At 73.1% G+C, this 12,175-nt stretch carries 10 protein-coding genes; 4 read left to right on the top strand and 6 right to left on the bottom strand.

Features of this window, described 5'->3' with window-relative positions; all coding sequences use genetic code 11:
* On the top strand, positions 1-1,242 hold a 1,242-nt coding region (locus AC3EQ1_RS09225), incomplete at its 5' end, for an IPT/TIG domain-containing protein (protein ID WP_432093806.1).
* 110 nt (positions 1,243-1,352) lie between these two features.
* Here AC3EQ1_RS09225 and afsK read toward each other — a convergent pair.
* Positions 1,353-4,010: a protein serine/threonine kinase AfsK gene (afsK, locus tag AC3EQ1_RS09220; RefSeq protein WP_432093805.1), complete on the bottom strand. Its 2,658-nt coding sequence runs from the start codon at positions 4,008-4,010 to the stop codon at positions 1,353-1,355.
* Between the two features lie 209 nt (positions 4,011-4,219).
* A complete protein-coding gene (kbpA, locus tag AC3EQ1_RS09215) occupies positions 4,220-5,008 on the bottom strand; it encodes an AfsK-binding protein KbpA (protein ID WP_432093804.1) in 789 nt (262 codons plus the stop codon).
* Between the two features lie 635 nt (positions 5,009-5,643).
* On the opposite strand from kbpA, the gene AC3EQ1_RS09210 reads away from it, so the two are divergent.
* Positions 5,644-6,291 carry a TetR/AcrR family transcriptional regulator gene (locus AC3EQ1_RS09210; protein ID WP_351514396.1) on the top strand — a complete coding sequence of 216 codons (648 nt, stop codon included), beginning with the start codon at positions 5,644-5,646 and terminating at the stop codon, positions 6,289-6,291.
* 436 nt (positions 6,292-6,727) lie between these two features.
* Here the strand turns inward: AC3EQ1_RS09210 and AC3EQ1_RS09205 are convergent, their stop codons facing one another.
* Together AC3EQ1_RS09205 and AC3EQ1_RS09200 are read right to left on the bottom strand one after the other, a co-directional pair.
* Complete coding sequence (locus tag AC3EQ1_RS09205; RefSeq protein ID WP_432093803.1) at positions 6,728-7,222, bottom strand: nitroreductase family deazaflavin-dependent oxidoreductase; 495 nt, start codon at positions 7,220-7,222, stop codon at positions 6,728-6,730.
* Positions 7,219-8,874: an acyl-CoA dehydrogenase family protein gene (locus tag AC3EQ1_RS09200; protein WP_432093802.1), complete on the bottom strand. Its 1,656-nt coding sequence runs from the start codon at positions 8,872-8,874 to the stop codon at positions 7,219-7,221. Before AC3EQ1_RS09200 ends, AC3EQ1_RS09205 begins: the two co-directional genes overlap by 4 nt.
* Positions 8,875-9,020: 146 nt before the next feature.
* Between AC3EQ1_RS09200 and AC3EQ1_RS09195 the strand changes: the two genes are divergently transcribed.
* Complete coding sequence (locus tag AC3EQ1_RS09195) at positions 9,021-10,409, top strand: thiolase C-terminal domain-containing protein (protein ID WP_432093801.1); 1,389 nt, start codon at positions 9,021-9,023, stop codon at positions 10,407-10,409.
* 26 nt (positions 10,410-10,435) lie between these two features.
* On the opposite strand, the gene AC3EQ1_RS09190 is transcribed toward AC3EQ1_RS09195, so the two are convergent.
* A complete protein-coding gene (locus AC3EQ1_RS09190) occupies positions 10,436-11,005 on the bottom strand; it encodes a nuclear transport factor 2 family protein (protein WP_432093800.1) in 570 nt (189 codons plus the stop codon).
* A 107-nt stretch (positions 11,006-11,112) separates the two neighbouring features.
* Here AC3EQ1_RS09190 and AC3EQ1_RS09185 point away from each other — a divergent pair, with 107 nt between their 5' ends.
* Entirely contained in the window at positions 11,113-11,700 is a 588-nt protein-coding gene (locus AC3EQ1_RS09185) for a PadR family transcriptional regulator (protein WP_432093799.1), read from the top strand.
* Here AC3EQ1_RS09185 and AC3EQ1_RS09180 read toward each other — a convergent pair.
* Positions 11,680-12,165 (bottom strand): Zn-ribbon domain-containing OB-fold protein, encoded by a 486-nt coding sequence (locus tag AC3EQ1_RS09180; RefSeq protein ID WP_432093798.1) that lies wholly within the window; start codon positions 12,163-12,165, stop codon positions 11,680-11,682. The two genes, AC3EQ1_RS09185 and AC3EQ1_RS09180, sit on opposite strands and share 21 nt — an antisense overlap.
* Positions 12,166-12,175 lie beyond the last annotated feature (10 nt).

The raw sequence follows: 12,175 nt of genomic DNA, 5'->3' as shown, positions 1-12,175 counted from the left end.
ATCCCGGCCCCCACGCTGATCTCCCTGAACCCCACCTCCGGAACGGCCGCCGGCGGCACCACCGTCACCCTCACCGGCACGAACCTCACCGGGACCACCCAGGTCAAGTTCGGCACGACCAACGCCACCTTCACCGTCGTCTCCAACACCCAGATCACCGCCACCGCACCCCCCGGAACCGGAACCGTCCAGGTCACCGCCACCACCCCCAGCGGCACCAGCAACGGCCTCAGCTACACCTACACGCCCGCCCCCACACTGGCCTCCCTGAACCCGACCTCGGGGCCGGCCGCGGGCGGCACCACCGTCACGCTGACGGGCACGAACCTGACCGGGACCACCCAGGTCAAGTTCGGTTCCACCAATGCCGCGTTCACCGTGCTCTCCCCCACCCAGATCAACGCGACGGCACCGCCGGGCACCGGAACCGTCCAGGTCACCGTCGTCACCCCCGACGGCACCAGCAACGGGCTGGGCTACACCTACGTCACCGCCCCGGTGATCGGCTCGGTGAGCCCGCTGCAGGGGCCGACGCCGGGCGGGAACACCGTCGTCCTCACCGGGTCCGGGCTGGCCGGGGCGACGGGGGTGAAGTTCGGGAACGTCCCGGCGGCGAGTTTCACGGTGGTCTCCGGTACGCAGATCAACGCCGTCGCGCCGCCCGGCGCGGCCGGGCCGGTGACCGTCGAGGTGACCACTCCCGGGGGCACCAACGGACCGGGGGCGTACTACTTCTACGTGGCGGCTCCCGCCGTCACCGCGGTCCTCCCGAACACCGGTCCCACCGCGGGCGGCAACACGGTCTCGGTCACCGGATCGAATCTGACCCTGGCCGACTCCGTGCAATTCGGCGCGGCCGCCGCGGCGTTCACGGTGGTGACGGACAATCTGCTCACCGCGGTGCCCCCGCCCGGCACCGGCAACGTCGCCGTGAGCGTCACCGGCCCCGGCGGCACCAGCGCCGGAGTCGACTACGGCTACCTCGCCGGGCCGTTGCTCACCGCGCTGACCCCGGCGACCGGGCCGGAGGCCGGCGGCAACACCGTCACCCTCACCGGGTCCGGGCTGACCACGACCACCGCGGTCCAGTTCGACGCGACCACCACGGCGTTCACCGTGCTGTCCCCGACCCAGGTCACCGCGGTGGCGCCGCCGGGCACCGGCAGCGCCGCCGTCACCGTCACGACCACGGGCGGGACCAGCAACAGCCTCACCTACGCCCGCGTCGCCCCGCCGGGTTAGGCGTCCTTGCGCGATGAGCCCGCCCGGGGCGCGCACTCAGCGGGCAAGGTCCCCCCAGGCGCTTCGCACGGGTCGTCCCGGGCCGGTCCGACAGGGCCGGCCCGGGGCCCTCAGCGGGGCCCGGCCGGTGCCGACGGCCTCGCCATGCCGGTGCCCTTCAGGGCGTCCAGGGCGTAGACACAGCGGTCCTTGCTGCACGCGTACACCACACCGCCCGCCACCAGCGGGGATCCGGTGATCTCGCCGCCGGTAGCCAGCTTCCAGCGCAGCTGGCCGCCGCCGGCGTCCAGGGTGTAGAGGCAGTGGTCCGCCGAGCCGAAGTGGACCCGGCCGTCCGCGACGACGGGAGCGCCGATCACCTCTCCCTGGGCGGCGAAACGCCACTTCGGGGTGCCCGTCACCGCGTCCAGCGTGTACAGCGCGCTGCCGCTGCCGACGTGCACCGAGCCCGCCGCGACCAGCACCGGTTCGGTCGACTGACGGGCCTCGGTCGCGATGCGCCAGCGTTCCCGGCCGTCGGCCGCGTCCAGCGCGTAGACCGTGCCGAGGTAGTCGGCGACGTAGACACCGCCGCCCGTCACCGCCGGGCCGGGCGCGAACGCCGGGGCGCTCAGGAACGTCGCGGGCGCCTCGAAGCGCCACCGCACCTCGCCGCGCGCCACGTCGAGCGCGAGGACCCGGGTCCCCGCACAGACGTAGACGGCGCCGTCCGGGGCGGGCAGCAGCCGCACCGGGACACCACCGCAGGCGGCGGCGTCGCCGACCGGGTAGGACCAGCGCTCCATCCCGGTGCGTGCCTCGAGGGCGCGCAGCCGTCCGTCGGACCACACATAGACCACGCCGTCCTGGACCGCCGGTCCGGACTCGGGGGTCTCGAAGTCGGCCTGGGCGCCGGAGATTTCCCACAGCTTCTCGCCGTTGGCCGCCTCCCACGCCTGCACGCCGCCGCCGCGGGTGCCGGTGACGACCGTGCCGTGGTCGACCTTGAGCGAGTACACCCAGCCGTCGGCGGCCAGCCGCCAGCGCTCCGAACCGTCCGTGGCGTCCAGCGCGTAGAGGGTGGGGCCGTCGGAGGCGTGGATGCGCCCGTCCGCCACCGCCATGGCCCACGCCACGTCCCGGGTCTTGAACTGCCGCCGCCCGGTGGCCACATCGAGGGCGTGCACCTCGAAGGAGGTGACGTACAGCCGGTCGGCGGCGACGGCGGGGGTGCCCCACACGTCGTTGGACATCCGGAACCGCCACGGCCGCCAACGGGCGGGCGCGCCCGGCGGCTCGGCGGGTTCGGCGTGCGGAGCCGTGGTGGGCGGCATCGGGCCGTCCGGCGCGGGCGACGGCGCGGGGACGGGCAGCGGCCCCGGGGCGGCCACGGCCGAGCCCTCGGGGGCGGCAGCGGCGGACTGCCCGGTGAAGGCGCCGGTCGGCGGCCGTACCCAGCCGGTGGCCGACCCGGAGGCCGCCCCCGCCTGCGGGTCGCGCACCTCCCCGGCGCGCGGGCCGGGCCCTATCGGCACCTGGGTGCCGGGCAGCCGCAGGGAACGGCCCTGCGGCTGCGGTCCGGCCTGCTGCTGCGGTGCGGCATCGGCGACGACGGCGGACGACGCGCCGTCCCAGCCCGCCGCCCGGTCACCGGCCGGGACCATGCCGCTGCGCGGGTCGGCGGCCGGACGGCTGGCGGAGGGGCCGGGGCCGATCGGCGCGGAGGTGCCCAGCGGCGCGGCACCGCCGGCGTCCTGCCGGGCCGCTCCGGGGGCGTGGTTCGGGGGCGGCGGCACCGCGCCGGCGGCCCCACGGCCGCCGCTGCCCGCCTTGCGGCCTCCGGCAGCCGCGCCCCGGCCGGCGCCGGCACCCCGGCCGGCGACCGCGGACGTCCGGCCGCCGCGCCGGTCCTCGATCATCGTGACCGCGCTGGCGGGCAGCCAGGCCGACGCCGTACCGCTGTCGTCCCCGCCGGCGGCGAAGAGATGCGGCGCGAGCTGCGACTGGAGGTCGGCGGGGCTGGGCCGGTGCTCGGCGGCCATCTGCATACAGGAGTCGATGAGCGGCCGCAGGTCGTCGGGCAGCCCTTCCAGGTCGGGCCCTTCGCGCAGCAGCATGAAGACGGTCTCCACGGGGTTCGCGCCGTGGAACGGCGCATGTCCCGTCGCCGCGAACGCCAGCGTCGAGCCCAGGGAGAAGATGTCGCTCGCGCCGGTCACGCTGCGCGAGTCCCGCGCCTGCTCCGGCGACATGTACGCGGGCGTACCGACGGCCACATTGGTCATCGTGAGCCGGGTGTTCGACACCCCGCTGGCGATGCCGAAGTCGATGACCCGGGGGCCGTCCTCGACGACCAGCACATTGGACGGCTTGAGGTCGCGGTGGACGAGCCCCGCCCCGTGAATGGACTGCAGCGCCTCGGCGACGCCCGCCGCCAGCCAGCGCACCGCCTGCGTCGGCAACGGCCCGCACTCGTTGACTATTTCCTCGAGGGAGGGAGCGGGGACGTAGGCGGTCGCGAGCCAGGGCACGGCGGCCCGCGGATCGGCGTCGACCACCGCGGCGGTGTAGAAGCCGCTCACCGCACGGGCCGCCTCCACCTCGCGGGTGAAGCGGACCCGGAACAGCTGGTCCTCGGCCAGTTCGGTCCGCACCGTCTTGATCGCGACCCGCCGGCCCGATGCCGAGCGGGCGAGATAGACCAGCCCCATGCCGCCGGCACCGAGTCGGCCGAGCACCTCGAAGGGCCCGATCCGCCTCGGGTCGTGCTGCGTCAGCTGCTCCACCACTTGCCTGCCACCTCCCCGTCGGGGTCTGACGGATTTCAGCCCCGTGCAGCGTCTCACCGTGAACCGTCCCGGGATACGCAGACCGATTCTTCCTGGCGAAGGCATTCGTTGCGAACCGGGGGCCAAATCGGGGTGTCTCCCCAGACATTTGTGTGCATAGCGGCAGGCCAACGGAGGTTACCGATGGTCACCCGGAAGAGGTGGCGCGTTCATCGCTCCGCGGCGGCGAGATCGATGACGGCGAAGCTCGCCCCCTGATTGTCGACCAGGACCGAGAACCGTCCGTACGGGGTGTCCTCCGGTTCGAGGATGACGCGTCCACCGAGCCGTACGGCCGTCCCGGCGGCGCTGTCGCAGTCCTGGACAGCGAAGTAGACGAGGAAGTGCGCGGGGAGCTCCGCCGGGAAGCTGCCGTCGATCACGCCGCGGCCCGCCACGGCGTTCGCCAGGTCCACGGGCCTGCCCGCCGGCGCCCACATCGCGAAGTCCGTGCCGTCCTCGGTGTCCAGGTCCTGCTGCCCGTACCCGAAGACGGCCTCGTAGAAGGGGTCGACCTTCGCCTTGTCGCGGGTGTAGAGCTCCGTCCAGGCGTACGAACCGGGGCGCCCCTGCTGCGCGAATCCCGGATGACTGCCGCCCTGCCACAGCCCGAAGACCGCGCCGCCCGGGTCGACGACCATCGCCATCGTCCCGAACCCGTCGATCGGCCGGGGGTCCATGATGACCTGGCCGCCGGCCGCACGGATCCTCGCGAGGGCGGCCGGGGCGTCCCCGGTGGCGAAGTAGATGTTCCACACCGTGGGGAGGCGCCCGTCCGGCTTGCGGGTGAGCGCGGCGACGGTCTTCCCGTCGTGCGACGCCTGCTCGTAGGGGCCGTAGGCCGTGTCGCCCGGCTGGAAGCTCCAGCCGAAGAGCTCGCCGTAGAAGCGCTTGCCCGCCTCGACGTCCGCGAGCATCGCGTCGGTCCAGCAGGGCACTCCCTCAGCGAATGCGGCCATGGCGCCCGGCCCTCTCCTGGGTGGGTGTGCACGTCCGGGCAGGGCGTGCGCCCTGCCCGGAGGTGCGTCTCCTGCACAGGGTGTGCACGTCCTGCGTGCGGGGTGCACAGATGCACGGATGCACGGATGCACGATGGATACCGTCATCGACACGCTAACGGCAGATCAGGGGTTACGCCCGGGCAGGCACCGTGGGTACGGGCCGGCGGGGGATGGGAGCCGGGCGGGCTTGCGGGCGGGCCGGGGGCCGGCCGGTCGCGGGCCCGCGGCGAGCTCCGGGAACGGGCGGGGGCGGTGGCTCCCTGTCGGACGATGTCTCGTTCACTACGCTATCCAGCGTTTTCCACCCGTGCGCGGCGCCATTGTCCACGAAACTTGTCCACAGCCTGTTGATAAGAGAATTCATCCTTCCGGCCCCGGCCACGCTTTTCCACTCCGGAGCGATTTGACGCTCGGTACACCGGAGGTCACCGGGCGCCACAGAGGTCTCCGCCGCCTCGGAAGTGGCTGGTATTCGCACTGCCGGGCCCCTGCCCCCAACCTCCCTGAGCTGGTTCTTCTCCACAAAGGCGTGCCCACTCCCCATTTGCATGCGGCCGAATCGCGATCCGATCACCCCTCGGTAAGCTGACGGCATGACAGGACAAGTTCGCACCGTTGACGGCCGGGTCGCCGGGCGCCGCGGGCAGGCGACGCGGCAGAAGCTGCTCGACTGCCTGAGTGAGATGCTCAGCTCCTCGCCGTACCGCGATGTCAAGGTCATCGACGTCGCCCGTAAGGCGGGAACTTCCCCCGCGACCTTTTACCAGTACTTCCCGGACGTCGAGGGCGCCGTCCTGGAGCTCGCCGAGGAGATGGCCAAGGAGGGGCAGAGCCTGACCGGCCTGGTGGCGGGCCGCTCCTGGGTCGGGAAATCCGGCTGGCAGACCGCCGAGGAACTGGTCGACGGCTTCCTCTCCTTCTGGCGGAAGAACGACGCCATCCTGCGCGTCATCGACCTCGGAGCGGCGGAGGGGGACAAACGGTTCTACAAGATCCGGATGAAGATCCTCAACGCCGTCACCAATTCCCTCACGGATTCCGTCAAGGAACTCCAGTCCAAGGGAAAGGTCGACAAGGACGTCAGCCCGGCGGCCGTCTCCGGCTCCCTGGTCGCCATGCTCGCCGCGGTCGCCGCGCACCAGAAGGGCTTCCAGAGCTGGGGCGTCAAGCAGGCGGAGCTGAAGCCGAACCTGGCTCTGCTGGTCCACCTCGGCGTCACGGGCAAGAAGCCGCCGAAGTAGCGGCGGGCGCTCCAGGCCATTGCGGTGGCGCACGGCGCGCACGGCGGATCGGCCCGGGCAGCGGTGCCACGGCCCGGGGTCGGTGCGACCTCCGCGGCGCACGCCCTGCTGCGCCGCCCTGCCCCGCCGCCCTGCCCCGCTGTCCTGCCACGCCGCCCCTGTCCGGGCGCGTCCTGTCATGGACCGTGGCGAACGCTCGGGCCCCGTCCGAGCGCCCGCCGCGGTGCCGTTCCGGACTGCGGACGGTGTGCCCCGGCGCCAGGGGTCGGTGGTGGTGTCCAGGAGGCGGCCGTGCCGGCCGCACGGCCGTTCCAGGGCTGCCCCCTCACCCGGGCCGGGCATCGCCGCGGGGCCGGGCCGTCGCATCGGCGGCACTCCTCCGCGGGCGCGACGGCGCAGAACCGTCCGGCGGCGGTGCACGCGCGGCGGCCGCCCGTCAGCCCCGGGGTTCCAGTCGGAACAGGCGGATCCGCCGTTCCACCCTGGCCTGATACTGCGCGTACGGCGGCCAGAAGCCGACCACCGCGGACCATGCCGACTCCCGTTCCACATCCTCCAGCAGCCGCGCCCGCACCGCGATGTCGCGCCCCTGCCAGGTGATCTCCGCATCCGGATGCGCCAGCAGGTTGGCGGACCAGGACGGGTGCCCCGGGCGGCCGAAGTTGCTGCCGACCAGGATGAACGTTCCGCCGCTCTCCGGCATGCAGGCCAGCGGCGTCCGCCGCGGCTGCCCGCTCCTCGCCCCCGTCGAGGTGAGGATCAGCCCCGGCAGGAGCCGGGCGCTCAACAGCACCCTGCCCCTCGTCAGCCGGTGCACCCCACGGTCCAGCGCGGGAACGACATGCGGCGCGACCCTGGCGAAGGCCCGTGTCGTGGAGACCTTCCGGATCAGCCGCACCCACGCGGGCACCGGCCGGCCGGCGGCGCTCATCGGACGCCCACCGCCCCTCGGCCGCGGCCGTCCCCGAACCGTTCTCCGTCCCCCAGGAACAGCCCGGCGCCCTCCGCCGCATGGGCCCGCAGCCGGTGGACGGGGCCGAAGAGCAGCTCGTCCGACGCCGCCCGCTTGAAGTAGAGGTGCGCGTCGTGTTCCCAGGTGAAGCCGATGCCGCCATGGAGCTGGATCGCCTCGCCCGCCACCGTGCGCTGCGCCTCCAGCGCCTGGGCCAGAGCGAGGCCGCCCACGGGAGGCCCGGTGACGGCGGTGGCCGGGGCCGACGGGTCCCGATGGCACCGGTCCGCGTCCCACGCCGCGTAGTACGCGGCCGACCGCGCCGCCTCGATCCGCACATGGAGGTCGGCCAGCCGGTGCTGGACCGCCTGGAAGGAGCCGATGGGCCGGCCGAACTGTTCCCGCCGGCGGACGTACTCGACGGTTGCGGTGAACACCGCGTCCGCCGCGCCGACCGCCTCCGCCGCGAGCACCGCGGCCACCGTGCCGCCGAGGGCGGCGAGGGCGCTCACCACGTCGGGTGGCTCCATGCCTCCTACTCCTGCTCCTGCTCCTGCTTCTGCTTCTCCTTTGCGCGCTGTTGCGCCCCTGATTCCCCCGGCTCCCCCGGCTCCCTCGGCCGCGCTAGAGGCACCGGGACGGATTGCGGCGGTGGAGTGCGCCGGGCTGCCCGCGGAACCGGGCGCGCCGGAAGGACGGGAGGCGCGGGACGGCCCGGAGGCGCCGGATGAACCGGCGGTGCCCAGCAACTCCGCCGGAACGTCACGCAGTTCGATACGAGCCTGCGGCCGGGTCTCGTCGAGGACGGTCAGCCGGGTCCGCGTCAGCCCGACCGCACCGCTCCGGACGAGGAACAGCAGCGTCCGACCGTGCGTGTAACCGCCTGTGCGGGCGGCGACGAGCAACAGCCCGGCGCTGTGCCCGTCGAGCACCTGGTCGGCCTGCCCGTACAGTTGCCAGCCGTCGGGCCCCCGCCGCGCCTGGACACCGCCCGCGCGGCCGCCGCCCGCCCAGCCGCCGGCGTCATCGGCGGAACCGTCCGCCGCGCCTGCCCGGTGGCCGTGCCGGTCGGACCCATCGGCTCCCCGGCCACCGGTGACGCCGATCCGGGGCCGGGCCCCGATCCGGTCTTCGATGCGGTCACCGATGCGATCACTGATGCGGTCGGGGGCGCCGTCGCCGGTGGGACCCATCGCACCAGTAGGGCCCTGCGCACCGGTGAGCCCGAGGGCGACCGGCAGCAGCGCCGCGGGCACGGCGAGCGCCGCCGTCAGCACACCCGCCGCGAGCTGGGGCAGCAGCGCGGCCCGCTGCTGCTCCGTGCCGAGTGCCCGGATCAGCGGTGCCACCAGCACCGCGCTGGACAGCAGCGGGGAGGGCAGCAGGGCACGACCGGTCTCCTCGCAGGCGAGGGCCAGTTCGGCCGGACCGCACCCCACGCCCCCGTACGCGACCGGAAGGGCCAGACCGGGCAGCCCGAGCTGCTCGGCGAGCTGCCGCCAGAGCGCGGCGTCCCATCCGTACGGTGTCCGCACCGCGGCCTTGACCTGGTCGGGACCGCAGCGCTTGAGCAGCAGTTCGCGCAGCGTGCGGCGGATTTCGTCCTGCTCCGTGGTGAACGCGGCGTCCATCGGCTCCGGCCCCCTATCTGACGAACCGTCATATCAGAAGGCGGACATCGTAGGGGGTGGGAGTGGAGATGGACAGAGACGGAACGGCCGCCCGCGACGACTTCCGCGGGGTGGCGCGACACGCGATCTGATGTACCGTCAGATTCATGTCACCGCTGACAGCCACCGCCGCCCGCAAGGTCGCCGTCGTCGGTGTCGCCCTCTCGGACTGCGGCCGGGTGGACGTGACGTCCCCCGGGGGCGGCACCCCGTACGCCCTGCACGCACAGGCGGCCCGGCGCGCGCTCGCCGACTCCGGGCTGGACCGCTCGGTCATCGACGGCTTCGCCTCCGCCGGGCTGGGCACCCTGCCGCCGGTCGAGGTGGCGGAGTACCTGGGACTGCGCCCCACCTGGACCGACTCCACAGCGGTGGGGGGCGCCACCTGGGAGGTGATGGCGGCGCACGCGGCGGACGCCATCGCCGCCGGTCACGCCAACGCCGTCCTGCTGGTGTACGGCTCCACCGCCCGCGCCGACCTCAAGGCCGGGCGGCGCACCGCGAACCTGGCGCTCGGTGCGCGCGGCCCGCTCCAGTTCGAGGCCCCGTACGGTCACACGCTCGTCGCCAAGTACGCCATGGCGGCCCGGCGGCACATGCATCAGTACGGGACCACGCTGGAGCAGCTCGCGGAGGTCGCGGTCCAGGCCCGGGCCAACGCCGCCCGCAACCCCGAGGCCATGCACCGGACGCCGATCACGGTCGACGACGTCCTCTCCGGCCCGATGATCGCCGACCCCTTCACCAAGCTGCACTGCTGCATCCGTTCGGACGGCGGCTGCGCGGTGCTGCTGGCGGCCGAGGAGTACGTACCGGACACGACAAAGGCACCGGTGTGGGTACTGGGCACCGGCGAGGCCCTCTCCCACTCCGCGATGTCCGAGTGGGAGGACTTCACCGTCTCGCCCGCCGCGGTGTCGGGGCGCCTGGCCTTCGCCCGCGCCGGCGTCCGGCCGGACGACATCGATCTGGCCGAGATCTACGACGCCTTCACCTATATGACCCTGGTGACCCTGGAGGACCTGGGCTTCTGCCCGAAGGGGGACGGCGGCGCGTTCGTGGAGAACGGTCGGCTGCTGCGGGACGGCGCCCTGCCCGTCAACACCGACGGCGGCGGCCTGTCCGCCTGCCACCCGGGGATGCGCGGGCTGTTCCTGCTGGTGGAGGCGGTACGTCAACTGCGTGGCGAGGCGGGCGAACGGCAGGTACGGAAGCAGGCGAAGACCGGGACCGCACGCGACTCCCGGGCGGGGGCGGCCGACGCCGACAGGCGCGATACCGCCAGGCCGAACACGGACAGACCGGACTCGGACGGGCCAGGGACGGAGGGGCCGGGGACGGAGGGGCTGGGGACGGACGGGCCGGGCACGAACAGGCCGGGGACGGAGGGACCTGACGCCGCCCGGCCACGGTGCCGACTTCCCGAACTGGCAGTGGTCTCCGGTACGGGCGGCTGGTTCTGCTCCTCGGGGACGGTGATCCTCGGCCGGGCCTGAGGCGCCGCCCCACACGTCAGCCCCGGTCAGGAGCCGGGCACGAGACCGTCGGCGACCAGCCCCGCGTACACCGCTTCGCTGAGCGCACTCAGCGCCGACTGCGGGCGGACCATGACGGTGAACTCTTCGATCAGGCCCGCCTCGTCGAGCTGCAGCAGGTCCATTCCGTGGATCTCCTTGCCGTTCACCGTGGCACGGAAGATCAGAACGTGCGAGTCGGCCTCGGCACCGCCGTCGACGGGCCCAGCCGCACTCGCGGCCCCGGCCTCACCAGGGAACCGGTCCGCAGCGCTGGACCTGTCCGTGCCGCTGGACCTGTCCGCACCGCTGGACCTGTCAGTGCCACCGAGCTGAGCCCTGTCGCTGAGCTGGGCCGTGCCGCTGAACTCCCCGACATAGCGGAAGTTCTCGAAGGTGCGCAGTAGCACACCGAAGAGCCCGTGGACGGTGGGGCGCCCCTCGAACGGAGTGAACTTCACCGGGCTGTGGAACCGGATGTCCGGTGCGAAGAGGCGCTCGATCGCGGCCAGGTCCCGCTTCTCGACGGCCGTGCGGAAGTTCTCCGCGGTCGCATGGACGATTCCTGCAGCCGGCATGGCGCCTCCTCCTACTCAACAATGTGAGTATTCATGCTAGTGACTATGCTGCTCGGGGAACAGGGCGACGACGTCGCGCAGGCGAACAGGATCGGGAGGGCGGGGCCATGCCGCTGCGCCATGCGGTGCTCGCCGCGCTGCTCGACGGCGAGTACAGCGGCTACCAGTTGGCGAAGGTTTTCGATCTCGGAGTGGCCAACTTCTGGCACGCATTGCCCCAGCAGCTGTACCTCGAACTGTCGAAGCTCGAGCGGGAGGGGCTGGTGGCCGGGCGGCAGATCGTCCAGGAGTCCCGGCCGAACAAGCGGCTCTTCACCGTCACCCCGGCCGGCCTGGCCGAGTTGGAGCGCTTCGCGGCGAGCGCGTCCAAGCCGTCGTTCATCCGGGACGACCTGCTGGTCAAGATCCAGACCGCCGACCACGTCGCGACGGAACCGCTCATCGAGCAGCTCACGGAGCGGGCAACGGTGGCGGCGGCGAAAGTCGCGCTCTTCGATCAGACCCTGCGGCAGCTGCGCGGCACGCTCGACGAGGAGACGTTCCTGCGGGAGGGCACCCGGATCGGGCCCTATCTGACCTGCCTGCGGGGCCGGCGGTTCGAACAGGAGAACCTCGACTGGTGCCGGCAGACGGCCGCCGTCCTGCGGGAGCGGACTGCCGCGCGCCCGAACCCGTCAACCGACGGACGACCCTGAGCAGGCGGGACGGAAAACCGGTACGGCGATCCGCTCGACCTCCTGATCCGCACCCCCCTGAGACTCGGGCCGGCGGGATTCGGACCCCCGGACCACGTCGCGGAAGGCCACTTCGAGATCCTGCCCGACGGCCAGCCGGTCCGGATCGCAGTCCACGATCTCCGTCATCATGCGCGGTCCCTCGGCGAGATCGACCACGGCGGCCACATACGGGAGCCGCTCACCGAACGGCGGCAGGTCGTTCCGGTGCACCACGGACCAGGTGTAGAGGGCGGCCCGCCCACTCGCCCGCTCCCAGGACACCTCCCCACTCCAGCAGCGCGGGCAGAACTCCCGCGGATAGTGGTGCGCGACACCGCAGGCCGCGCAACGCCGGATCAACAGCATCCCCTCGGCTGCGGCATCCCAGTAGGCGCGGGTGAAGGCATCCGTCTCGGGAAGATCGAAGCGAGCCGCATCGACCACCGGAGAACGG

This window comes from Streptomyces sp. bgisy100, from assembly GCF_057709105.1.
Note: the sequence above shows the minus strand (reverse complement) of the source record. Positions and strands in the feature narration are given on the sequence as shown.

Coding starts and splice junctions, on each gene's coding strand:
- kbpA (WP_432093804.1), bottom strand. CDS start 5,008: ATGGCCGCATTCGCTGAGGGAGTGCCCTGCTGGACCGACGCGATGCTC.
- AC3EQ1_RS09210 (WP_351514396.1), top strand. CDS start 5,644: ATGACAGGACAAGTTCGCACCGTTGACGGCCGGGTCGCCGGGCGCCGC.
- AC3EQ1_RS09205 (WP_432093803.1), bottom strand. CDS start 7,222: ATGAGCGCCGCCGGCCGGCCGGTGCCCGCGTGGGTGCGGCTGATCCGG.
- AC3EQ1_RS09200 (WP_432093802.1), bottom strand. CDS start 8,874: ATGGACGCCGCGTTCACCACGGAGCAGGACGAAATCCGCCGCACGCTG.
- AC3EQ1_RS09195 (WP_432093801.1), top strand. CDS start 9,021: ATGTCACCGCTGACAGCCACCGCCGCCCGCAAGGTCGCCGTCGTCGGT.
- AC3EQ1_RS09190 (WP_432093800.1), bottom strand. CDS start 11,005: ATGCCGGCTGCAGGAATCGTCCATGCGACCGCGGAGAACTTCCGCACG.
- AC3EQ1_RS09185 (WP_432093799.1), top strand. CDS start 11,113: ATGCCGCTGCGCCATGCGGTGCTCGCCGCGCTGCTCGACGGCGAGTAC.